General features: G+C 68.3%; 18 protein-coding genes and 6 pseudogenes. 8 read left to right on the top strand and 16 right to left on the bottom strand.

Going from position 1 to position 21,160, the window contains the following annotated elements:
- Positions 1-725 precede the first annotated feature (725 nt).
- The gene (locus ASD48_RS30240) at positions 726-1,934 is read right to left on the bottom strand and encodes a M23 family metallopeptidase (protein ID WP_057605060.1); all 1,209 of its coding nucleotides are present in this window, start codon (positions 1,932-1,934) and stop codon (positions 726-728) included.
- A gap of 518 nt (positions 1,935-2,452) precedes the next feature.
- Between ASD48_RS30240 and ASD48_RS46220 the strand changes: the two are divergent.
- From ASD48_RS46220 to ASD48_RS42640, 3 genes and pseudogenes are all read left to right on the top strand, one after another.
- Positions 2,453-2,629 (top strand): annotated as a pseudogene (locus ASD48_RS46220) (DUF4158 domain-containing protein); the annotation flags it as partial.
- A 483-nt stretch (positions 2,630-3,112) separates the two neighbouring features.
- Positions 3,113-4,270 (top strand): hypothetical protein, encoded by a 1,158-nt coding sequence (locus tag ASD48_RS30235; RefSeq protein WP_057604927.1) that lies wholly within the window; start codon positions 3,113-3,115, stop codon positions 4,268-4,270.
- Between the two features lie 269 nt (positions 4,271-4,539).
- Positions 4,540-4,743: pseudogene (locus tag ASD48_RS42640) on the top strand (Ku protein); the annotation flags it as partial.
- Positions 4,744-4,837: 94 nt separating this feature from the next.
- Here ASD48_RS42640 and ASD48_RS43775 read toward each other — a convergent pair.
- Positions 4,838-4,927 (bottom strand): annotated as a pseudogene (locus tag ASD48_RS43775) (enoyl-CoA hydratase); the annotation flags it as partial.
- Between the two features lie 278 nt (positions 4,928-5,205).
- Here ASD48_RS43775 and ASD48_RS44490 point away from each other — a divergent pair.
- A complete protein-coding gene (locus tag ASD48_RS44490; protein WP_157880738.1) occupies positions 5,206-5,361 on the top strand; it encodes a hypothetical protein in 156 nt (51 codons plus the stop codon).
- Positions 5,362-5,567: 206 nt separating this feature from the next.
- On the opposite strand, the pseudogene ASD48_RS30225 reads toward ASD48_RS44490, so the two are convergent.
- The 4 genes and pseudogenes from ASD48_RS30225 to ASD48_RS30210 all read right to left on the bottom strand — a co-directional run.
- Positions 5,568-6,461: pseudogene (locus ASD48_RS30225) on the bottom strand (amidohydrolase family protein); the annotation flags it as partial.
- Between the two features lie 649 nt (positions 6,462-7,110).
- Positions 7,111-7,611: pseudogene (locus ASD48_RS45695) on the bottom strand (trypsin-like peptidase domain-containing protein); the annotation flags it as partial.
- Between the two features lie 19 nt (positions 7,612-7,630).
- Positions 7,631-7,975 carry a CU044_2847 family protein gene (locus ASD48_RS30215; RefSeq protein ID WP_157880737.1) on the bottom strand — a complete coding sequence of 115 codons (345 nt, stop codon included), beginning with the start codon at positions 7,973-7,975 and terminating at the stop codon, positions 7,631-7,633.
- A 272-nt stretch (positions 7,976-8,247) separates the two neighbouring features.
- On the bottom strand, positions 8,248-9,027 hold the full coding sequence (locus tag ASD48_RS30210) for a DUF2637 domain-containing protein (RefSeq protein ID WP_348983237.1): 780 nt from the start codon (positions 9,025-9,027) through the stop codon (positions 8,248-8,250).
- Between the two features lie 752 nt (positions 9,028-9,779).
- Between ASD48_RS30210 and ASD48_RS45690 the strand changes: the two genes are divergently transcribed.
- Complete coding sequence (locus tag ASD48_RS45690; protein WP_057604923.1) at positions 9,780-10,070, top strand: zinc-binding dehydrogenase; 291 nt, start codon at positions 9,780-9,782, stop codon at positions 10,068-10,070.
- A gap of 439 nt (positions 10,071-10,509) precedes the next feature.
- Entirely contained in the window at positions 10,510-10,902 is a 393-nt protein-coding gene (locus ASD48_RS45685) for a hypothetical protein (protein WP_242432770.1), read from the top strand.
- A gap of 120 nt (positions 10,903-11,022) precedes the next feature.
- Here the strand turns inward: ASD48_RS45685 and ASD48_RS30195 are convergent, their stop codons facing one another.
- From ASD48_RS30195 to ASD48_RS30160, 8 genes are all read right to left on the bottom strand, one after another.
- On the bottom strand, positions 11,023-11,466 hold the full coding sequence (locus ASD48_RS30195; protein WP_057604921.1) for a hypothetical protein: 444 nt from the start codon (positions 11,464-11,466) through the stop codon (positions 11,023-11,025).
- A 177-nt stretch (positions 11,467-11,643) separates the two neighbouring features.
- Complete coding sequence (locus ASD48_RS30190) at positions 11,644-12,219, bottom strand: rhodanese-like domain-containing protein (RefSeq protein ID WP_057604920.1); 576 nt, start codon at positions 12,217-12,219, stop codon at positions 11,644-11,646.
- Positions 12,220-12,398: 179 nt separating this feature from the next.
- Positions 12,399-13,142, bottom strand: coding sequence for a sulfite exporter TauE/SafE family protein (locus ASD48_RS30185; protein ID WP_057604919.1), 744 nt, complete (start codon positions 13,140-13,142; stop codon positions 12,399-12,401).
- Positions 13,139-13,504 carry a rhodanese-like domain-containing protein gene (locus ASD48_RS30180; protein WP_199876023.1) on the bottom strand — a complete coding sequence of 122 codons (366 nt, stop codon included), beginning with the start codon at positions 13,502-13,504 and terminating at the stop codon, positions 13,139-13,141. The genes ASD48_RS30185 and ASD48_RS30180 overlap by 4 nt, the downstream gene beginning before the upstream one ends.
- Before the next feature lie 46 nt (positions 13,505-13,550).
- Entirely contained in the window at positions 13,551-14,912 is a 1,362-nt protein-coding gene (locus ASD48_RS30175) for a rhodanese-like domain-containing protein (RefSeq protein ID WP_057604917.1), read from the bottom strand.
- A gap of 1,166 nt (positions 14,913-16,078) precedes the next feature.
- Positions 16,079-16,483, bottom strand: a complete 405-nt coding sequence (locus ASD48_RS30170; RefSeq protein ID WP_057604916.1) for a DUF302 domain-containing protein — start codon at positions 16,481-16,483, stop codon at positions 16,079-16,081.
- A gap of 233 nt (positions 16,484-16,716) precedes the next feature.
- On the bottom strand, positions 16,717-17,004 hold the full coding sequence (locus ASD48_RS30165; protein WP_057604915.1) for a metal-sensitive transcriptional regulator: 288 nt from the start codon (positions 17,002-17,004) through the stop codon (positions 16,717-16,719).
- Positions 17,005-17,185: 181 nt separating this feature from the next.
- Positions 17,186-17,554: a thioredoxin domain-containing protein gene (locus ASD48_RS30160; RefSeq protein ID WP_057604914.1), complete on the bottom strand. Its 369-nt coding sequence runs from the start codon at positions 17,552-17,554 to the stop codon at positions 17,186-17,188.
- Positions 17,555-17,615: 61 nt separating this feature from the next.
- On the opposite strand from ASD48_RS30160, the gene ASD48_RS46065 reads away from it, so the two are divergent.
- Together ASD48_RS46065 and ASD48_RS30155 are read left to right on the top strand one after the other, a co-directional pair.
- The gene (locus ASD48_RS46065) at positions 17,616-17,744 is read left to right on the top strand and encodes a hypothetical protein (RefSeq protein WP_282438353.1); all 129 of its coding nucleotides are present in this window, start codon (positions 17,616-17,618) and stop codon (positions 17,742-17,744) included.
- A gap of 465 nt (positions 17,745-18,209) precedes the next feature.
- Entirely contained in the window at positions 18,210-18,383 is a 174-nt protein-coding gene (locus ASD48_RS30155) for a hypothetical protein (RefSeq protein ID WP_157880736.1), read from the top strand.
- Between the two features lie 86 nt (positions 18,384-18,469).
- Here ASD48_RS30155 and ASD48_RS30150 read toward each other — a convergent pair.
- Positions 18,470-19,465 (bottom strand): annotated as a pseudogene (locus ASD48_RS30150) (transposase); the annotation flags it as partial.
- A gap of 145 nt (positions 19,466-19,610) precedes the next feature.
- Entirely contained in the window at positions 19,611-20,393 is a 783-nt protein-coding gene (locus tag ASD48_RS30145; protein ID WP_057604912.1) for a phosphotransferase, read from the bottom strand.
- Positions 20,394-21,160 lie beyond the last annotated feature (767 nt).

Below are 21,160 nucleotides of genomic sequence, written 5' to 3'. Positions count from 1 at the left end.
CTTCGGTCGCTGGGTGGCATCCGGACGGCCTTCCGTCGGCTGACGGCGGCGGCTGATGGGGGCGGGCATCGAGACAGCACCTGCCCCCGGTCAGAGCCAGGCATGCCGCGTCGGCGGTGGGAAGCGGGTTTGGCAGCCCGTCCACGCATCACGAGTGGCCGCCGCCCGTGAACAGGTGTGGATCGCTGTCAGCGACGCTTGAAATGTGAGCCGATTCCGGCGGGTGAAAGAATGACCACCCCGCTGCGTCAGTTGACTCTTCGTGGGGGACGGGTTCGCCGGCTGCGCCAGTTCGCACGAAGCCGTTCGGAGCGGGCACTTCCCAGCGAGCCGGACTTGGCCCCGGCAGGACGGTTCGAGCTGCCGGGGCCGTTGCGGGGAGTGTCGTCGTCCTGTGGCTGTCCCTGCGGCGGGTTTGTCTGGTCGGCTTCCGGCGCCTGTTTCGCCTGCTGGTCGCGGAGCTTCTGCTTGTCCGCCTCGACCTGCTCTCCGGAGGTGCCCCGGGTCTTCTCGTCGACGAAGTCGCCGGCCCTGTCGATGCCCGTGCCCGCTTGGCCTCGTGCCCCTTCAGCGCGTTCTTTATCTTGTCCACTATCCGCACGGCTGTTCCGGGCCGTCCGTGAACGTTCGCGTGACGGGGCAGGCGGCTCGCTTGAACGTGTGTGAACCACGGTGTACGTCCACGCACTGGATGAGGACCAGGACAACGGCCCGACCGGGTCCGGTCAGAACTCCAGCACCTCGCGGTCGAGCGGGTACCGCGCCCGGTGAAGGCCCTCGTACGGCGAGGGCGTGATCGGCAGCACGCCGGTCGGCTGCAGGCCCAGGTTGTCGTCCCAGATCCGGGGTTCGACCTGTCCGACGACGCGGAACTGCCGGAAGGTGAACGGCGGGCTGTCGGTAGGGAAGAACTCGGCCGTGGTCATCACCTGGAAGTGCAGGTGCGGCGTGGTGGAGTTGCCGCTGTTGCCGATCAGCCCGAGGACCTGGCCGGGTCGGACGCGCTCGCCCTCCCGGACGTTGAGCGAGCCGGGTTTCAGGTGGGCGTAGAGCAGATAGCGGCCCGGTGCGACTTCCAGGGTGACGTGATTGCCGACAGTGTCCTCGATCGGCGGGACGGGCGGTGTGACGGGCGGCGGGTTGTCCGCGATTCCGTCCTGGACCTCCACCACTCTGCCGCCGGCGGCGGCCACGACCGGCTGACGGTAGCCCAGGTAGCTTGTCAGCTGTGTGGGGTCGCCTTCCCAGGCCTGCCCCTGCTCGCCGACCCGGTACCAGTCGATCGCGAAGCGCTGCGGAACGTCGAAGCGGCCGTTGATCGGGGCGAGGCCGCGCCGGTGGTGGGTGTTGCCGCAGCACGACTCACTGGAGTACCAGGTGCCGGGGCGAACCGGCGCGCGCAGGTTCAACGGCGGGATGCCGGAGGTCGCAGTGGCCTGCACCGTCTCCTCGAAGGCGGAGGGGCCGGCGGCGGTCAGGACGGCACCCGAGAGATGGTGTTCGAGGACCTTGGGCGCACGCTGACCGCGGTCGAGGGCCAGGTCGAGCCAGATGATCCACTGATCGGAGCCCTGGATGACGGTCGGCGTCGGCGGCGGGGGAGGCGGGGTGTACCCGTCGGCACCCGGCAGGGGGTCGCCCACCGGATTGGCGGCCTCGGCCAGTGCCTGCCCGCTCAGCGAGCCGACGACCCGGTGCGTGCGGGCGTCTCGGACGTCGACACGGTCGAGCCGCAACGGCGTGCTGCTGGGCAGTGAACTCGTGGTGAGCAGTTCGTACGAGAGGTGCGTCTTGCCGTCCGTGGCGACGAACGGCGTCGGTTTGGTCATCACTGCCGCCGTCAACGGCGTGAACTGTGCGCCGGGCGCCGGAGGGGCCACACCGGTTCCGTAACCGGTTCCCGCTGAGACCACCAGCATGCCGGCCGCGAGCACGGCAGCGCCGAGCCCGCGAAGCAGCGGGCTGCGGCCAGTGCGGTTGCGAGGGTCGCGCTCTTGCATTGCGCTCTTTCATTCGTCGGATCCGGAGCCGTGAAGGACGCCGGCACGCCCCACACCGAGGCGCAGGCCCATGTAATCCGGCGGCGCGCCAGTCCGGGCGACGGCACCGGAGTCAGGTGCCGAACTGCACCCGTCCAGGCGCATCGACCACGCGGTCCTCTCTCACAGCAGCTTCCCGGCGCTGCACGTATGGACGACGATGCCTGAGAAACGTCGAAGGGCCCCACGGTTCCCGGTGGGGCCCTTCGACGTCGTGCCCGGTGAGGCACTGCCGGAGGATACGAGATTCGAACTCGTGAGGGGTTGCCCCCACACGCATTCCCAGCATGCTCATGAGGGCCTTGTTCCGCTGATTCCTTGGCCGCCGGGATTGTCGGGGCCCGCTCTGGCGCTCGCTGCCCGCACCCTGCCAGCGCCGGCAGCGCTGCCGCGCACAGCACGGCCCACCCTCTTCGGTGCAGATCTGCACCATCCGCTACATCGGCCGGTTCCTGGGCGACGATCCGCTGGCCGTGCCGTGGGAGATCGTGGAGTACCTGGCTCCGCAGCTCGGCATCGAGGACGACTCGTGCGTGAAGAGATACCCCGAGCGGCGCAGGACCCCGTACGAGCACGCGCAGGAGATCCAGGAGCGGCACGTACCGCGACTTCACCGACCGGCAGTCATCGCCGCTGCACTGGTGCTCATCGGCGGCGGCATATGGCCGGGGGTAACACGGCTCGACAGCCCGGACACCAAGGCCCCGAAGACCGACGCTGTCCCGCCGTACGGAGAGCAGGTCGGACTGACCCGCGAACTGACACCCGGCAACTGCGTCTCAGCTTCCTGGCCCGCGGAGCGGTTCAAAGATGCGCCCGAACCCAAAATCGTCGACTGCGAACCTACCCGGACAGCCCGGTTCCCAACAGAGGTCCGTGGAGTCCGTTGTTCCAGGCGCGTGTTCCGGCCGATCCGTCGTCCCGGGGCGCCGTCAGAGCGAGGCATCTGCGGCTCTCACAGTTCAACAGGAGCCTCAGCTGAGTTGGCCGCAACTCTTCGTTGTCAGTGGGGCTGCGTATGCTCCCGCCCGGTCCACATGGCGTGAGGCACATTTCAACTGAACAGAGGCAACGTGGCAAAGATCGACCCCATCGCCCGCGCGGCGGAGATGTCCGCGCGCGGCCTGATCCTGAAAGCTCCCTACCCTGGCGCGGACAAACCCTGGCCAGCCATCTGCAAGACGTGCAAAAAATCCACAAGGTCCAGCTACACCAGCGTCATTACCAAGGGGCAAGGCCCCTGCTTCGCGTGCGGGCAACGCAAGAGCTCCGCTGCGGCGGCCCTCAAACGTGCCGTGCCAGCCGACGTCGCCGAGGCGAAGATCCGTGAGGCAAATGTCGAACCGCTGGAGGACTTTCCCGGCACGCAGGGCACTTGGCGCTGCCTGTGCCTTACCTGCTTACACGAGATTGACGTGTGGTACTCCAGCGTCGCCTACGCCGGCAACGGAGCCTGCGACTACTGCTCCGGAAGCCGGGAGCTACCCGACGTCGACGCCCGCGTGGAGCTCTTCGCCCTCGGCCTCGAAGCCCTCGTCCCCTACCCGGGATCGAACGTGAAGTGGCGCAGTCGCTGCACCACGTGCAAGAAGATCGTCGACCCAACGTTGTGTAACGCTCGCAAGACGAGGTTCCCCTGTCGGTACTGCGCTCAGCGCGCTACAGATCCCTACGTCGCCGGTGAGGTCATGAAAGAGGCTGGCCTGAAGCCGCTAGCCCCCTTTCCCGGGAGCGTCAAAGCCGTCTGGAAGGCAGAACACATCGCTTGCGGCAAGCAGGTCGACGCCGTGCTCGACAAGGTCATTCAGCGCCGCCGGGCGTCCTGCATCCACTGCGTCCGGTATGGCTTCAAGCCGGGTCTGACCGCTTTCCTGTACCTGATGGTCCACATCGCGTTGGGTGCCGCGAAGGTCGGCATCTGCAACGAAGGCAGTGGACGGATTCGAGATCACGAGCGCAACGGATGGAAGCAGGTGCTGATCAGTTCGTTGCCCGGTTATCACGCCATGCGAGCCGAACAGCACGTCTTGGACCGATGGCTCCTGCTCGACCTTCCCCAGGGGGTCTCCCGCCTCGACATGCCGCAGGGCGGCTGGACAGAGACCGTCGCTCTCTGCGACCGCACATTGCCGAAGCTTCGCAAGGACTTCCACGCGGCGATCGACGCCACCCTCGAGGTCAGCCTCGATGAGCTGACCGAAGACAGTGGCAGCAACGAAGAATCGGCCTAACTGTTCTGACCGGTACTCGGCTACGTCATCGGCGCTTCGCCGCTTGAGAGGAATAGCGCACTCTCCCAATACTGCCGCTGGCGCTGAGACCGCGTAGGGTCACCCGGTTGGAGCGGTGCTTCACTGGCCTCGGCCATCGCCACCGCCTGCTCCCACACCCGAACCGTCGCCATGCGGCGGCGGCACGCGGACACCTTCCTCGAGGGCCCGACCGCTACCGGCCGGGCCTGGACCACATCGCCCGCATGCACCAGCCCATCACCGCCCAGCCGCTGCCGACGGCGAAGGCGATCGAGATCGACGCCTTCGTCGCCGCGGACGACATCGACCCGATCCGGATCGGCGAGGGCTACCACCTCTCCCCCGACGGCCAGGTCGCGGCCAAGCCCTACAAACTGCTCCGCGAGACCCTGGCCCGCTCGTCGAAGGTGGCCATCGCCAAATACGCGTGGTCCGGGCGCGAGCGGCTCGGGACGATGGACTTCGAGCTCGTCGAGTCCGCCAAGGAGCGGCGGGCGGCGGGGCCCACCCCGTCGCCCTCGTCCGTGCCGGGGCCCATTCCAAACGCACCGCCTCGATCACGGGGACCGGACACTCCCGTACGGCCCGCACGACCTGCCCGGTCATCCGGTTGAAGTCGAGAAGCCGGGCGATGTCGGCCAACTCGTCGAGCGTCCCGCCACCGTCGCGGCGATAGGGCTGGTGCAACATGACCGACCACCACACCTACGGCGCCAGCGCCCAGGCCGGTCAGCAGCGCTGGATCCCGCCCAGGCCGGCGTGTGCGGCCTTGTGTGGCAGCATCTCGTCGTCTAGGTCGAGTAGCCGGTGACGGTGCCGTGCCCCGGTCCGACTGGGTGCGCCCTTTCCAGGTGTGCCACTCCCCGGATAGGGACGGCCTGGTTGCCGTGCTCGAGGCGACTGACCATGGAGGCATGAACGACGAGCAGCGAACCTCCGTGAAGAGCCGCGTGACGCCTCTGCGCCAGCTCAATGGCGGCGTCTACCGTACGCAAAGCCAGCAGGTTCAGGTACTACGGCCAGTAGAGCCGAAGGCACTCTCGGGTGTGCAGGTTCAGATCGCGGCATGACGGACTACAAGAGGTGGCGGGCCATGCGGGCTCGGGCCACTCATGCCAGACATCCTGAAGCCCCGGCTGCCGCAAACGGTCCGTCGTGTGTTGCGCCTCGTCGTCACCGCGGCAGCTCGGTGGCCAGCGCTCCAGTAGCCTGTCCAAGCGTCACTCCAGACCTGTTTCACCCCGCGGCGGCGCGCTGTGTGAGGGCGGCCAATCGCTCATTCTGTGCGAGTGTTCAGTACGTGGTCGCGTGAGGCATGCACCTGGCTGCGTAGGGCGTGGAGGTCGATGTCGAGTACCTCACCGTTCCACTTGCGGGGTTCGCCGTTGATGAGCACTGCGCTGATGTTGCGGGCGTCGGAGCCCAGGACGATGGTTGCAATGGGGTCGTTGAGGGGCATGTTGTTGATGTCCTCTGCCTGGATGAGGAGCAGGTCTGCCTTCTTGCCCGGGGTCAGGGAGCCGGTCACGCCCTCAAGGCCGTTGGTGCGGGCGCCCTGGAGGGTGGCGAAGTCCAGCACGTCGTGGGTACTGATGCGGGAAGGCTGCTGGTCAGTGCCGTATGCGGCGTTGACGGCGCGCATTCGCTGAATGGCGTGCAAGGCGCGCATCTGGGTGAACATATCGCTGGCCAGCGCTACTTCGACGTCGATGCTCAGGCCGGGTCGGATGCCGACCGAGAGTGCCTCGTCAACTGCGGGGATCGCGGTCTCCAGACCGATCTGGGCGTCCGACGTGGGGGCCAATGCCACGGTGGCACCGGACTCCCCCATCAACTTCCAGGCGTCGGACGTCAGACCGGTTGCGTGGATGAGGGTGGTGTCGGGCCCCAGGATGCCGTCCTTGGCCCAGCGCAGCACGGCTTCCGAGGAGGTGGTTCCAAAGACGGCATCAACGCTCACACCGATACCCAACTCCTGAGCGGTGCGGGCAAGTTTGGGTCCGTATGCGAGGGAGGGTCCGGCGGTCTCGTCTGTGGCCAAGGTCGCCACGCGCAACGCGAGTACCTGGTCCTTGCTGCCGAAGTACTGGTTCCTGAGCCGGGTGAGGTCGGCTGGCAATTGCCGGTCCCAGTCGCCGAAATGCGGCCCCATGGAGGCATGGATGCGGCGGCAGCAGGTCCAGCAGCGCATGCAGGAAGCCGGACAGCGGGATGCCGTCCCCGTCCAGCAGCGCCTCGCGCAGACAGCTCCGGCAGGTCTCGGACAGCTCCGTGAACATGCCGCCGGGCAACTCATCGGCCAGCACTCGCCGCACGCTCCCGAGCAGCGCCCGCGCCGCGTGCGCCGCCATCTCGTCCGTCGGCTCCGGCCCCGGCAGCGGTGCGGACCAGCGGTGCAGTGCCTCGTCGTGGTCGGCGAGCCGGGGCAGCAGGACGCGTGGTTCCAGGCCGCGCAGCCGTAGCCGGCGACGGAACTCGTCGGTCTCCCGTCGGCTCCAGGCCCCGGCGGCGGCCCGCTCCAGGATGTGACCGAGCAGGTCCTGGAGCGGGCCGTCGCCACGGCAGGTGTCGTCGATCGCGGTGAGCACCAGGGCGGCTTCGCGGGCCGTTTCCGCTGCTCCGATCACAGTGGTGCGGGGCGCGGGGGTGGCTTCAAGGGCCGAAATGAGGGTGCCCGGCTCGTCGCCGAGGGTCAGTCGGCTGCGTACGGTGATCCCGGCCGGGCCTTCGAGCAGATGCGTGAGGTCCTCTGTTCTGGCAACCCAGACGGAGTCGCGCAGCCAGGTGCTGTTGTAGCGGGCCGACACCACGCCGAGCACCACTCCGTCGGTCAGCCGGAGTACGGGGGCGCCGCTCATCCCGGGCAGCAGTGCGGACGACGACAGCCGGCCCAGCGGGACCCCGTCTCGTACCGTCCAGCCCTGCCAGCTGCCGATGGCGTGCAGAAAGCGATAGTCGTGCCCGGGATCGTCCACCCCGGCCACACCGTTCACCACCACACCGGTCAGCAGCCGCACCGCGTCCGTGGGTGCCCACCCGGGGACGGACTCCTCCAGCGGCCGGGCCCGGCGCAGCACCGCCGGATCGCGTACGTCATCGACCGCGGTGACCTTCGCCCACTCGGCGGCCGCCGCACCGCCGAGCGCGTCGGTCCGCACCTGTGCTCCGGGGTACCCGCAACCGAGCCCGGCCAGCACATGCCAGGCGGTGACGACAATTCCGGGCGCCACCTGGAAACAGGTGCCCGCCGGTGCGCCGTCGGGGCTCAGTACGCGTCCCAGACTGCCCGGCACCCGGGGATGACGCGTCGCCGCCTCCATCGTCGACCCCTTGACGGCGCTACGCGGAGGCGTCCGGGCCGGCTGCGCCCCGGTAGGTCATCCGGACCACCAGCGACGCCTCACCGGCGGCGGCGGCCACGATGACGTTCCCCTGAGCCGAGAACTTCAGCCCGAACTCGACCTCGACCTGCTCGGGCCGGACCGCGCGCTGGTGCAGCCGGTCGATCGCCTGGGCAGCGGAGGTCGCGATCTCCACCACGGCGTCGCGGGCATGATCGAAGGACTCCACGACCTGGCGGCCCGCTTCCTCCAGCCGTGAGGTGGGCTGCGATCCCGGCACGGGCACGGTTTCCACCAGCACCTCGACCGCGCCCGCCCGTAGAGGGATCAACCGGTTTGGCATGCAGACAATTTGTCACAAGCAGCCCGTAGCGGTCCCTGTGAACGGCTGGATCCGTGGGCTGTCGGAAACGGGTGCCGCCGTAGGGGGTGAACTGGCGTCAGGTGGGTGTCTGGGCGGTGTTGTCCAGGCACCGACTGCCGGTGCCGTGGGCGTCGCTGATCTGGAACTTGTGGTGGTACTGGTCCCGGTGGACCCGCCCGGGTGAGTGGCGCGGCCACTGCGCCAGGCGTTTCGGCGGCCCTACGACCGCCGACTCACCCCCGTCGCCACGGCTACAGCCGGTGACGGCGCGTGGCCTGTCGTGGTGGCAGGGTCAACGTGATCTGCCGGACAAGTTGCTGGAAGCACGCGAGGGATGCCACGGCAGGCAGGGCAGCTCCAGCGATTCCGGTGATGCTCATGTCTGCCTGTGCCACACACAGCATTACCGCGACGGAGGAGAAGGTCAGAACGATAAACCATGAGTGCACGGCTCGGCGCCGATGCAGGGCAGCGCGCAGGATGGAGAGCGAGGCCGCCATCCAAGGGCCGTAAACGAGAAGAGGCCACGACGGGGCGTTTCCGGCGCCCGTTCCGGAGGTGATGCTCTGCAGCGGCCTGTAGGCCACCACGCCTCCGAAGACGCTGACCATCGCCACAATGACGGCGACGAGGGCGACGAGGGCGAAGCTGCCGGCCTGCAGCCACTTGAGCCGGGCCTTTCGGACTTGCATCTTCCGATGCCCGGCAGGGGGGCGTCGGGTGGGCGGAGGCTGAGTCAGGCCCTCCAGCGGGCCAGTGAATTCGACGCCGACCGAGGGCTCGCCGCGAGGTGGCGGCACCCTGTCCGGCGGCTCCGCGGGAACAGCTTCCTGCAGGAGATAGGCAAGTTCCTCGACCGGGTCCCAGCCCGTGTCGGGAGCAGCCAGCGGAACCCCGGTGTGGATGCCGTCGGCAGGCGCCCCGGTCCAGTCGGTTCCCGTCCCGTAGGAGTGCGCGTCGAAGTAATAATCCCGATACTCGCGCTGCGCAAACGAAGGATTCACATAGTCGCGATTCATGTCATTTTTCACCGTCACACACCGTTCTCGCGACGGGCAAAGCGCTCCTGCCTGTCCCATCGAGAATTAATTTCCTCCTGAATCGCCTCCAGTAGCCCAAGGAAATCGCGTAGCAGTGGCTCGGTAATCCGATGTTCGACCCACACGCGGTCTCCGACAGAAGTGCCCTGCGCCGCAACCAATGCGTATCTATCACCAGACGGCCGGGCGGGGGTAGCAGGTAGATCTCCTGTCCCCGCGTTGCGCCTCGTATTGCGTTGAGGGAGGCCAGGGGGCGTCGTTTTCGTCATATCTCGCTAACGCCGCTCCTTCTCCTCCGGAAGCGCGGCAAAGCGAGTGACCGTGACCCCGGTATGGGTGAACTTTCCTTGATCAAGTCACTTTATGAGCCGAGCGGGTTTTCCTCGGACTCACCAGAGCCGTAAAAAATGATTCCCCGGTATCAATCCCGGAAGTCAGACCGGACGCGACAGTACACCGACCTGGCCCTGGCCCATCTCGGCGCCGTCTCCGTAGCCACCGACCTCTGGCTCCTGGGGCAGGCAGTGCCTCCAAGACCCTGCTTCGGGGCCTGCTCCGGTCTCGAAGTCCTCCTGCCGCCTGCGTGCCATGGCCTCCTCAATCTCGGGGGCTGCCCTGCTCCGTCGTCGGAGGGTCTGCGCTGCGGGCGAGGTGGCCTGACCGGTGCGCGGTTTCCCGGCGACCAGGGGGCCGCAGGTTGGTCGACGTCATGCTCAAACCTCGCGCCGGTCGATCCGACGCAATTGGCCGCGCTGACGTCCGTGGTCCGCGACGGCGGCATCGTGGTGAACACGACGGTGTGGATGCCCGCGCCTTCCGACGAGGAACGCGGCGTGCGCGGCGTCAACCTCTTCGTCAACAGCGACGCCGCGCAGCTGGCGAGGCTGGTGTCGCTGGTCGACTCCGGAGCGGTGCGCGTCGCCATCGCTCGACGGGTTCCGCTGGCCGAGCTGCCGGCGCTGCACGCGGAGGCCGCGGAAGGCGCGCTCTCCGGCAAGGTCCTCGCCCTTCCCTCCGCCGCCTCTGTCACGTAGGCGACCTTCTCCGGCACGGCGAGCGCGTCGCGTCTCGCGTCTCCCGGCAAGCGGTCGAGCCATCGCGGGGGCTGTGGTCCGCCGGACCTGGCAGACCACAGCCGCGGCAACTCACACCGGCCACAGCCGAATCTCGCCGGGGCTCCACCGCTCCACTGCTCCTACGCATCACACCAGCTCAGACCCATGACGGCGGCGACCACCGCGGCTACACCGACTATCCGGCCCGCACCACCACCGCTGCGAGCTGCACCATGACCACTGCCCTCATCAAACCGAGTCCAGGTGAGGGGATCCCCCTGACGCGGACCGCCCCGGGGGCCCCGTCGCAGACCCGACGCCCTGCGCAAGAACGGCTGACCGGTGGGTCGGGGCAGGCCAGAGCGCCGCGGGCTGTTTCAGAGGGTTGGTACTGTCCGCATCTGCGGAGGAACGGGGGATGAACGTGGCGGAAGAGCCGTCGAGTCCTCCCAGCCGTTGGATCCGAGGAACTGGCTTTGCGATCCTTCTCGGTGGGCTGGCCATGTTCGTGTCCGTTGCTGCGGTGGGGAGGGCATGGGCTGCTTGTGACATCGGCACCAACGCAGCAGCCAACAGCATGACTCTGCTGATCCTGGCGCCTCTCATATGGATCGCCACTGCGGTGCCGTGGGTGATCCTGCACCACACCCTCGGAAGGCGTCATCGCAGGACAGCCTTGATTACAGGGCTCGTCGTCACGCTGTGGTTCACCTGGTTCCTCGTCACCTGGCTCGGCATTCCGGAGTCCTACCCAGCCCCGTCGTGCCCGGGCAACGTCCCGCCCTGGTGGCCGGGCTTCATCCCGACTTGACCGCGGCGTGGCCTGCGAACGCCCTTGCTACCGGCAGCGGCAAGCTGCTCGACCGCGCCCCGGACCGACCGGCCGCCCCATCCAGAATGAGCGACAAGGCTGTGTCCACAGGTGTCCCGGTCAGCCGTCGACGGCGAACCGTGTCAGGGATTGCTCCAGCAGTCGCAAGAACTGCCGCAGGTCGTCGGCCACCTTGTCGAGTTCCGGTTCGTCCGGCGACGGCGTCCGCGTCCGGTAGACCGCCCCATCAGGGCTCGCGACATAGGACAGGCCGCCGCCGTTCGAGCCGATGACCACGCCACTGGCCGTCTGGTCCATGGTCACAGCGACAAGGCCGTACTCCTGGATCCACAGCAGGGCGTCACTTGCCGGCCCGAGGAAGCAGCCGTTGCCGACGTCCGCCCAAGTGACATCGCCGACGCTGTCGTAGAAGGTGACCAGGTCAGCTGAGATGAGGCTCACTTGGGCCAGCGTGCGAGCCGCGGCTCGATCGTCGCGGTTGGCCGGCCGGACCACGTTGGTGCCGGAAGGATAGCCGTGCCGCCGCTCGAACTCGCCTGTCATTGCCGTCAGGGTCCGCGAGACTCTGTCTGTCCAAGAGGTCAGCCAGTCGGACGAAATCGATCGGTCACCCATGAGGCCGGATCATGGCATGAGCCGCCATGCACGGCATGGTCCGGGCGGCTGTGATCCGTGCTCGGGTCGGCAGGAACGCATTCGGGGGTAGTCGCACTGCGCACGTCAGCTGTTGCGCAGACGGGCCAGCGTCGTGTCGAGGTCGGCCTTGCGGGGCCGATTGTGGGGAAGCCTGGCGAGTATGGCGGCCATGCCGCAGCTGTTGGTCATGGCGGAGAAGACCAGACCACCGGCGATGCCGGCTGACAGCAGCCGGAAGGCGGGGTGGGTGAACTCGCCCAGTGCCAGGCCGAACAGGACGACGGAGCCTGCGGTGAGGCGGACTTGGCGTTCCATGCCCCAGCTCGGCCTTGTGCTTCCCTCGGGGCGGTGCAGGTCGTGGCCCTGGGCGGCCCAGGCGCCGGTGCCGCCGGCGAGGGTGGCGGTGTGGATGCCGTTCTCCGCGAGCATTCGGCAGGCGTTCTCGGAGCGGGCGCCGGAGGCGCAGACGATGAGGACCTCCCCTCGCCGGGCGGCGGTGCGGAGGTCGGGCAGCGCCCGGTCGAGCTGGTCCAGGGGGATGTTCAGGGCGCCGGAGATGTGGCCACCGGCGTACTCGCCGGGGGTGCGGACGTCGACGATGGTGAGCTCGTGCAGGCGGGCGTGGGCCTGGCGGGGTTCGAGGGTGGTGCGGGTGGTCATGGTTGTTGTCATCCTTGTGTGTTGGGGTGTCTCGGCCGGAGGAGCCCTCATGCCGATGGGGTGGGGGTGAGGACGTGATAGCCGTGGAACTCGGTCACCCGGTGGGGAGTTGTGCCGATCGGCGCCGAAAGGGCCGCGCCGGGCGCGGCGGGATGATCGGCTCTGTGTGCCCGAGCGGGTCAGACGAGCACGTCGACCAGCATGAAGACGGCGACCGCGAGGAGCACGTAGGCGAAGACCTGCTGCAGTGTCCGGCCCTTGAGGTCTTTCGAGAGACGTTTGCCGTCCCAGGCGCCCAGGATGGCTGCCGCGGTGAACGGTGCGATGACGGCCCAGTCCAGTTGCATGCCGGAGCCGGCCCGTGCGGTAAGGGCTGCCATTGAGTTGATCGTGATGACCAGGAGGCTGGTGCCGACCGCCCGGCGCATGGGCAGTCCGAGCACGTTGACCAGGGCTGGTACCGCGAGGAAGCCACCGCCCACCCCCAGGAATCCGGTGACCGTGCCGAGTCCGGCGCCGGCTGCCCCGGCCTTGCGAGGGTTCACCGGACCGGGGGGCCCGGTACACGCGGAGCACAGCATCCGTACCGCGGCGAAGGCCGCGATGGCGGCGAAGGCGACGGTCAGCATGGCATCGGGCAGGTGGCCTGCGGCGGCTCCGGCGATCACCGCGGGCACGATCCCCGCCGCCGCGAAGAGCAGCCCGGTGCCCCAGACCACGTTGCCGTCCCGAGCGTGCCCGGCCAACGCTGTGACGGACGTGAGAGTGACGATGATGAGGCTGGCCGTCGTCGCCTGCGCCGGGGTGAAGTGGACCAGGTAGATCAGGGCGGGGACGGCGAGGACGCTGCCGCCTCCGCCGAGTCCGCCCAGCGCCAGGCCGATGACGCCGCCGGCTACGAGCGCGAGGATCAGAGCCGTCATGCTATCGAGCCGTCGTTCCCGCGTTCATCGACGACCGGGAGCCCGGCGGCGGCCCACGCCTGCATGCCGCCCTTGACATCGACGGCGTCGTGGCCGCGCTGGGTCAGCAGTTCGGCGGCCTGCTGTGAGCGGCGCCCACTGCGGCAGATCACCACCAACGGCATGGCCTGGGCCACGCTCGGCACGGCGGCTCCCGCGGCCAGGCGGGACAGTGGCGCGAGGACGGCGCCGGGCGCGTGGCCGACGTTCCACTCGGCCCGCTCGCGCACGTCCAGCAGGACGGCCGGGGCGTCGTCCCTCCGGGTGCGCCGGTGGGCCTCGTCCACGCTCACGCGGTTCGCGCGGCGACGGAAAAGTGACATCACAGAACCTCTCGAAGAGTTCTCGGGTACGGATCGGTCCGCTGGGTCAGCCGGTGGCGACGGTCAGTCCGGCCGCCTCGGCCATGTCGAAGCCGTCGTCGACTGCCACCACATCGCGGCCGGACGCGTCCAGCAGCGAGGCGGCGATGCCGGCGCGCATGCCGCCGGCGCAGTGGACCCAGACGGTGCCGTCCGGCACCTCGCCGAGCCTCTTGTGCAACTGGTGGATCGGAATGTGCACGGAGCCCTCGATGTGTCCCGCGGCTCGTTCGGAGTCGCGCCGCACGTCCAGGACGACGATGTCGTCCGAAGGCCGCTGGGCTGCCAGACCGGCGAACGTGGAGCGGCGGAAGGAGGCGAGTCTGGTGCCCTCGGCTGTCCACTCCTGCGGCGTGCCGGTGGCGGCGGCCGATGGGCGGTCGATACCGACCCGGACCAGTTCACGCTGTGCGACGGCCAGTTGCTCCGGAGACTCGGCGAGGAGCGTCACCGGCTTGCCCCACGGGATCATCCAGGCCAGATATGTGGCGATCTTGCCGTCCGCCTCGAAGTTGAACGACCCGGCGACGTGGCCTTCCGCGAACGCGACCCGGTTGCGGAGGTCGACGACCCACTCACCGGCCGCGAGTCGCGCGGCGATCTCGTCGGCGTCGGCGACGGACGGAGGAGTCAGGTCCACGGGCGCGGGACCGGCGGCGTTGGCCGGCCCCATGTGGGAGTAGTAGGCGGGGACGACGTCAAGGTCCGCGAGGAGCCGGGCGACGAACGACTCCACGTCCGTCGTCAGAGCCGCGTTGACCGCCTTCTCCTTGCCGATCGTGGTGGCGTCCCCCTCGGCCTGCGCCGAGGAGCAGAAGCTGCCGAAGCCGTGCGTGGGCAGCACGAAGGTCTCGTCCGGCAGTTCGGCCGCCAGGCGGTGCGCTGAGGCGTGCTGAGCGCGGGCCAGGTCCTCGGTCAGACGTGGCTCGACGAGGTCAGGACGACCCACCGTGCCGATGAGCAGGGAGCCGCCCGTGAATGCGGCCACCGGCTGTCCCTGGTCCCGCAGGACGTAGGAGGTGTGGTGCGGGGTGTGGCCCGGGGTGGCGACCGCCCGAAGCTCCAGCTCGCCGTCGACGGTGACGGTGTCGCCGTCGGACACCGGAACCCGTGTGAAGGACACGCGCGCCCCGGACGGCACCAGGTAGGAGGCGCCCGTGACCCGGGCGAGCTCCAGACCACCGGTGACGTAGTCGTTGTGGATGTGCGTCTCCACCACGTGCGAGATCCGCACCCCGCGACGCGCGGCGGCCGCCAGTACCTGGTCGACATCGCGCGGCGGGTCCACCGCCACGGCGGTCCGCGTACCGCCGGCCAGGTAGCTGCGGTTGCCCAGGCCCTCGAGCTCGATGGTGTCGATGAAGAACACGGAGGTGCTTCCTTCCCGTTGAACTTACCCCCCGGGGTATATGAACTCTAGCATTGGTACCCCCGGGGGTATTCCGGTCGGGGTTTCGAACCAGGTACGGCCGTCGGCTGGCGGGCCATTGCCTGCGTGGTTCACGTTGCGGTTCGAGCCGTGCTGTCCGCTGGATTCATGGCCGGGACGGGCCGCCGTCGCACTCTCTGACCGACCGCCCGCCCCCTCCGTGGCCGGACGGGGCGGGCGAGGTTGAGAAACAGGCAAACGAAGCCACAGACCGAAGGACCAGGGCCCCAAGCAGAGGGGAGGACCAGATGCCTGCTCGGGTTGCCGGACGACGTATGCACGGTGCGGGGCGGCGGCGCGAGGGGCGGGCGCCGCGCCACGCGTGTGGGTGTGGGTCCCCCAGTCAGCAGGCCGGGCCTACACCCACGCGGCCGGGACCTGTGCGCGTGACGCTGCGGGGCAGGCGGCAGCGGGCCGAGGTTCCGGTTCCGGTTCCGGGAAGAACGTCGGCCGAGACTTTGAATAGGCCGGATCCCGGGGCTGCGGTCAAACCCCCGCGCGGCCCCCAACGCCGGTCGCGACCGGCGCCATGGCTTACCGGCGGCATGACTTCCTCCCCCTCCGCGTCGGGGTATGGAGCGTTGCCGCTCGGACGAGGGCGGCTGGTGGCGATCAGGTACGCCAGCGCCCCGGAGAACAGCACGAGCCGCTCGCCGCCTGGACCAGCGCCCACTAACACCGCACGGGTACGGACCTCTCCGCCCGCTGTGACGCCGACCGGGCGGCGATCGCAGACGCACTGCCGGCACTCTTCCAATTGGCCGAGCGGCTGGGTGAGCCGACGGACTCGGTCTGCGACTGAGCGATGAGCAAAACCGGGTTTCTGCGTCAGGCGCTTCCGCAGACGAGGAGAGCCGACCCGTCCCGTACTCCCCCGACACCTGTGCCAGGCGTCGGGCGTGATTCGGGTGGAGAGGGGCGTCTTCTTCGGCTGCCGGTTCCCACCTCGTGCTGCTCACAGGCGCCGCGCGTCACCGGGTCACCGGGTCACCGGGTCCCCGACACTGCCACATGACCCGGGGACCTATAGATGCGTCAGGTGCATTGCCGGTTCGCCCGGTACCGAGCGGGTGGTCGAATGCGGGGTCTCCGCTCGTCGGGGGACCTCAGCTGTCGGTATCGGCCGCCGTAAGTGAGGCGAGGGCGGCATCGAGACGACGGGCGGCCTCCTCGGCGACGGGGCGCAGAGCCTCGAGCTCGCTGAGGGCGACCATGGTGGTCGGGTCGAGGGCCTGGACGGCCGTACGGTCGCCGTCCCTGCGCACGACCACGTTGCACGGGAGCAGCAGGCCGATCGAGCGGTCGGTCTCCAGGGCGCGGTGCGCGAGGGGTGGGTTGCAAGCGCCGAGAATGACGTAGTCCTCCATCTCGTGGTCGAGCTTCGCCTTGAGGGTCGCGGTGACGTCGATCTCCGTGAGGATCCCGAACCCCTGCTCCGCGAGAGCGTCGCGGGTGCGGGCGACGGTGGTGGCGAAGTCGGTCTCGAGGTGCACTGTGCGGTCGTAGCGCATGGCGTCGATCCTTCTCTTCGGCTGCTCACAGGGCGCGGGACGAGTAGCCCTTCATCAGCGGGGTGTTTTCAGGTCTTTCCCGTTCTTGTGGATATCTCCTGGAGCACCGGGATCGGCGTCACGCGCATATGTCCGCAGGCCCGCTTCAGCGGGTCTTCGTGCTGCGGCTGCCGATCGTCGCCCGGCGCATGCTGAGCGACGCTGTCCTGTGACGGCCGCAACGGCATGAGCCCTTACGCCAGTGACAGGAACAGTTTCTCCAGCCGGGCACGCATGACGTCGGTGGCCTCGCCGTTCTGCCGACCGGACTCGGCGTCTGCCACACACTGCTGCAGGCCGGTAGCGATGATCGCGAATCCCGCCCGGTCCAGTGCGCGGGACGCGGCGGCGAGCTGTGTGACGACGTCCTCGCAGTCGCGCCCCTCCTCGATCATCCGGATCACGCCGGAGATCTGCCCCTGCGCGCGGCGCAACCGGTTCAGTACGGCCTTCAGGTCCGCACCCGCGAGTTCCAGTTCCACGATCACTCCTTGAAAAATACCCCTCGGGGTACTGTACATCCCGTTTCGCAACGGCATCGATCATCAAGAAACACACGCGCCAAGGTCTGCAAGTCTGCCCTGTCGCCTGCCGCCGGCGCCTGGGACGCCACAGTTCGCCGCTCTGCGTAACGGCCGAGCCCGGCGCACGGTGTCCTGGGTGTCAGTTCGCCACCGCAGAATCCGCGGCCTGTCGGCGCACGTCCTTCATGTCCACGGCCCGAATTCCGCTGATGAGTTCCTCGAGCGCCTGCGGCGGCAGCGCGCCCGGCTGAGAGAACAGCACCGTCCGCTCACGGACGGCCATCAGCGTGGGGATGGAACTGATCTGGAATGCACCTGCCAGTCCGGGCTGCGCCTCCGTGTCGACCTTGCCGAACACGACGTCCGGGTGCCGCTCGGCCGCCTTCTCGTAGATGGGGCCGAACCTTCGGCACGGGCCACACCACGCCGCCCAGAAATCGATCAACACGATCTTCGAACTGGTGACGGTCTCCTCGAAATTGTCCTTGGTCAGTTCAACAGTCGGCATGGGACCGGCCCCCTCTCATATACCCGGTGGGGTATCTATACCAACCGATGCAGGTCCCGGTTTGTTCCAGGCGAGACCCCAGTCGGTCTCGCACCTGCACCCGGTGCAGCCGCCGTACCGCTGCGGGCTGACGATCCCGCAGGTCGCGCACGTCACCAGCGGCTGCCCGCAGTCGTGGCAGGCGTCGTAGTGCGGCGGGTTGGTCGCGCCGCAGGTACAGGTGGACGCACGACGCTCGCGCAGCACGATGGCGACGTCTTCCTCGTATGTGCTCATGGGTCCCCTTCTCGTACAGGCCGAAGGGAGTCCCGGCCCTGTCCGTGATTTATATGGCCAGATAAAACGCGCTGCACGGCCCGCAGGCGGCACGGGGAGCGGGCTGGTCGGGTAGTGGTCCGCACAGTGGCCGCCCCACGTCGCCGTCATGGGCGCCCACAAGGAGCGTGGCACCCTGACCTCGACGACCTGGCAGGCGGCGGACGGATTCGGACCAGGGACCTGTGGATTCCCTCCCCCTCCCCCTGAACGCAAGGTAATTGGGGGTTCAATCACTTAAATGCGCAATACGGGCAAAAGGTGTTGACTCCCGGTGCGACGGGGGCGGATGGTGGAAATGAAGATCCTGTAGTAGAGCGGTTTATGGCAGGTGATCTTTATGCAAGCCGTCATCCGTAGGCGCGCAGCCCTCGCCGCGTGCGGCTTCGCCCTCTGCGGAGCGCTGGCCGCACCGGCGGTCATCGAAGCGGCCTCGGCCATATTCGACACCGGGCAGTCTCAGACCCAGGTCGACGCGGAGCGGAAGAAGCCGAAGAAGCCGCCTCGGCACTGACTAGGTCCGTCTTATGGATCATCAGGTGGCGGATCGTGGTGACGGGGAAGCGTCGCCATGAACGCACCGATCTGACACAGGAGTTACTCGCTCCCCTTAATACCGCGGGCCGCGACAGGCCGCCCACGCGTGGAGGATCGGCAGGTCGTCAACGGGAGTTCGCCGGTGTGATCTATCCATGCCGAGCGGGTGGTCAGGCGGGGGTGGATGCGAGATGCGGTCCCAGGCAATCGCGCGCGGTGCCGTACCGGTCGGTGACCTGCACGGTTGCCGCGTCCGGCTCGCCCCAGGTCTCGGGCCTGGCGAAGCGGAACTCCTTGCCGTGCTTCGGCGGTCGTCCGCCCTGGGGATAGGCCAGGGCGTACTCCTTGAGCGAGGGCGTCGGCCGTCGCATGACGCGGTCGGAGGGCATCCGTCCCAATACCTCGACCGTGAGGCCGGTCAGGAGGTGGGCCGTGCGCGGGGCGTCGTAGCCGGCGTCGAAGACGATGAGGATGTCGCGGTCGCCCAAGTGCCAGCGGCCCAACTCGATCAGGTCCTCGACCACCCGGCGGAGCTGGGCTGCAGTGACCTCGGCGACGTCGTCCTCCGGTCCGAGACGCACGGCGTCCAGGAGCTGGCACCAGGATGTGCGGCCCGCTTCGAGGGCGGCGACGATGGAGTAACGGCCAGCCCGGGATGAACTGGTCCGAGGAGCGTCCGCTGCGGCCGTAGACGTGACAGAACAGGCGGTGCGCGCTGGTCGGCGCGTCGGGGCGGAGCCAGTTGCTGACGTCGGCCGCCAGGACCAGGCGGCCGTCGGCGGCCCGCGGCATCGGCAGACCGGCCAACACCTGCCGCAGCCGGGGCACGTCCACACTCCCGCAGTTCAACGCCTCATACATAGCGCCGTGCCCGCGCCGGTGCTCGGCCACCAGCGTCAGGTCCACCGGCGAGGTCACCGGACCGTCCGCGCACAACAACGCGTCCACGAGGTCGAACAGTTCGTCCCCGCGCGCGGTCAGGCAGTCGAATGAGTCCTCCCGGAAGCGTGACGCTTGCGCGAACGCCTCCCCGGGACCGGTTGCAGGCAGCAGACTCACCCTCACGGCCTTCGTCTCGATCGGAGCACCTTGGTCGGAGCACATGATCAGGCGAAGGCCGCTTCAATGTCCGGCGAATGCCCAGGTGAGTGATCCAGTTCGAGATGTCGTTCGATGCCAGGAGCCAGGCACGGGCGCTGATGCCTCAGCTGGCGAGCAGGGCCCGCATCCACTGGTCTTCGCGTTGCTCGATGTATTCGGCGTCGTTTCGCCAAGCGTCGCCGTGGCCTTCAGCCCACAGCCTTGCCCAGGGCTGGGCTCCTTGGGCTGCCTGGTCGCGCAGGAATTCGTGCATGGAACGCGTACGGCGCCCCAGTAGAGGCACCAACCGACGGCGTTCGGACTCAGCCAGACCGTAGGCGTCGGCGAAGACTCGCAGTCGGTCCGCCGCGTCCGGGCTCTGCCAGTCCGGATGCGCGGACAGCGGGATGAACCCGTGAATGGCGTATGCGACATCCCACAGGCGCGAGCCGGGACCTGCAGCGTCCCAGTCGATGAAGGCCCAGCGCGCCTCGTCTGCGACCACGAGGTTCCAGGGGGCCAGGTCGTTATGGGCGATGACGTCACTGCCCTCAGCGGGGATCAGCGTCTGCCATTGCGCATCGGAGGGCGCCGTGAAGTCCTGCACGGCGTCGTGGAAGTCCCGGATCAGCCGTGCCACGCGAGCCAGTCGTCGAGCGGGTTCCATCAGCGAGAACCGGTCGGGCCAGACCACATCTCCCGGCATGAAGGTCAGGACCTCACGCCCCTGATCGTCAATGCCGAGCGGACGAGGCGCCGCGCCGAATCCCACCTCGTACAGGTGGGCAAGCAGGGCATGCACAGCGGGAGTCCATGGTCCGGTCGGACGGCGAACGGTGTCCCCGACGCGAACGACACCATCACTGACGTTGCCACCGGACAAAGGCTGTTCATCATCGTGCCGCATCGAACCAGTGTGTCGGATCAGCTCGTCATGATCACCCCATTAAGGGGGAGCGTCAGAGTAGAGACGGAGGTTAGAGAACAAGCTTGGTGCGTGTTTCTGATCCCTGGTTCCGAGTGGTCTCGGGCCCTACGCTGGTGTGGTGTCCGAGGCGCCGTACGGGCCAATGAGATGATCTGCCGGGGCTGCGGGGAACGGCTGCGGCATGATGCCCGGCCCGGGGCCGTTCTCTGCTCGACAGGTTTTCGTTCCACGCAGTGGCGGACAGAACGGCGCCTGGCCTGGAAAGGCGCCACCCCCAGCTGGCCGAGGAAACCGGCGCCGACCGAGGATGATCACTTTTCTTCCTCCGCGCCGACGGCAACGCGGAGGCCGTGCACACTCTGCTGGACCTCGATCACGGCCGCCTCAGCCGTTCTGTCAGCCACGATGGGAGCGCGGGCACAGGTCTCCCCAGTGATCACAGAGCGTCGCAACTCCATGATCACCAGGACCAGTAAGAGCGCCCGTGGCGAAACCCAGGGCAAGTCGTCTGCCGACACGTCCGATCATGCTTCCTCCGTGAACTCTGCGGATGTTTCTGATCCATCCGGTACCAACAGGTGACCGGGCCCGGCCCCTTGCCGAGTTGTCCGGGCGGATGGAGCTGGTGAGAAAGAGCCTGCCGCCAGTCGGTTCCGGTCGCCATGCCTTTCATCTGTGGCCAAAAGGGTGAGCCGGATGGACGATCAGACTCATGCTGCGCATACATTTCACGGAGGCTGACCTAC

This window comes from Streptomyces sp. Root1310 (assembly GCF_001426425.1).
Taxonomy (GTDB): domain Bacteria; phylum Actinomycetota; class Actinomycetes; order Streptomycetales; family Streptomycetaceae; genus Streptomyces.
Note: the sequence above shows the minus strand (reverse complement) of the source record. Positions and strands in the feature narration are given on the sequence as shown.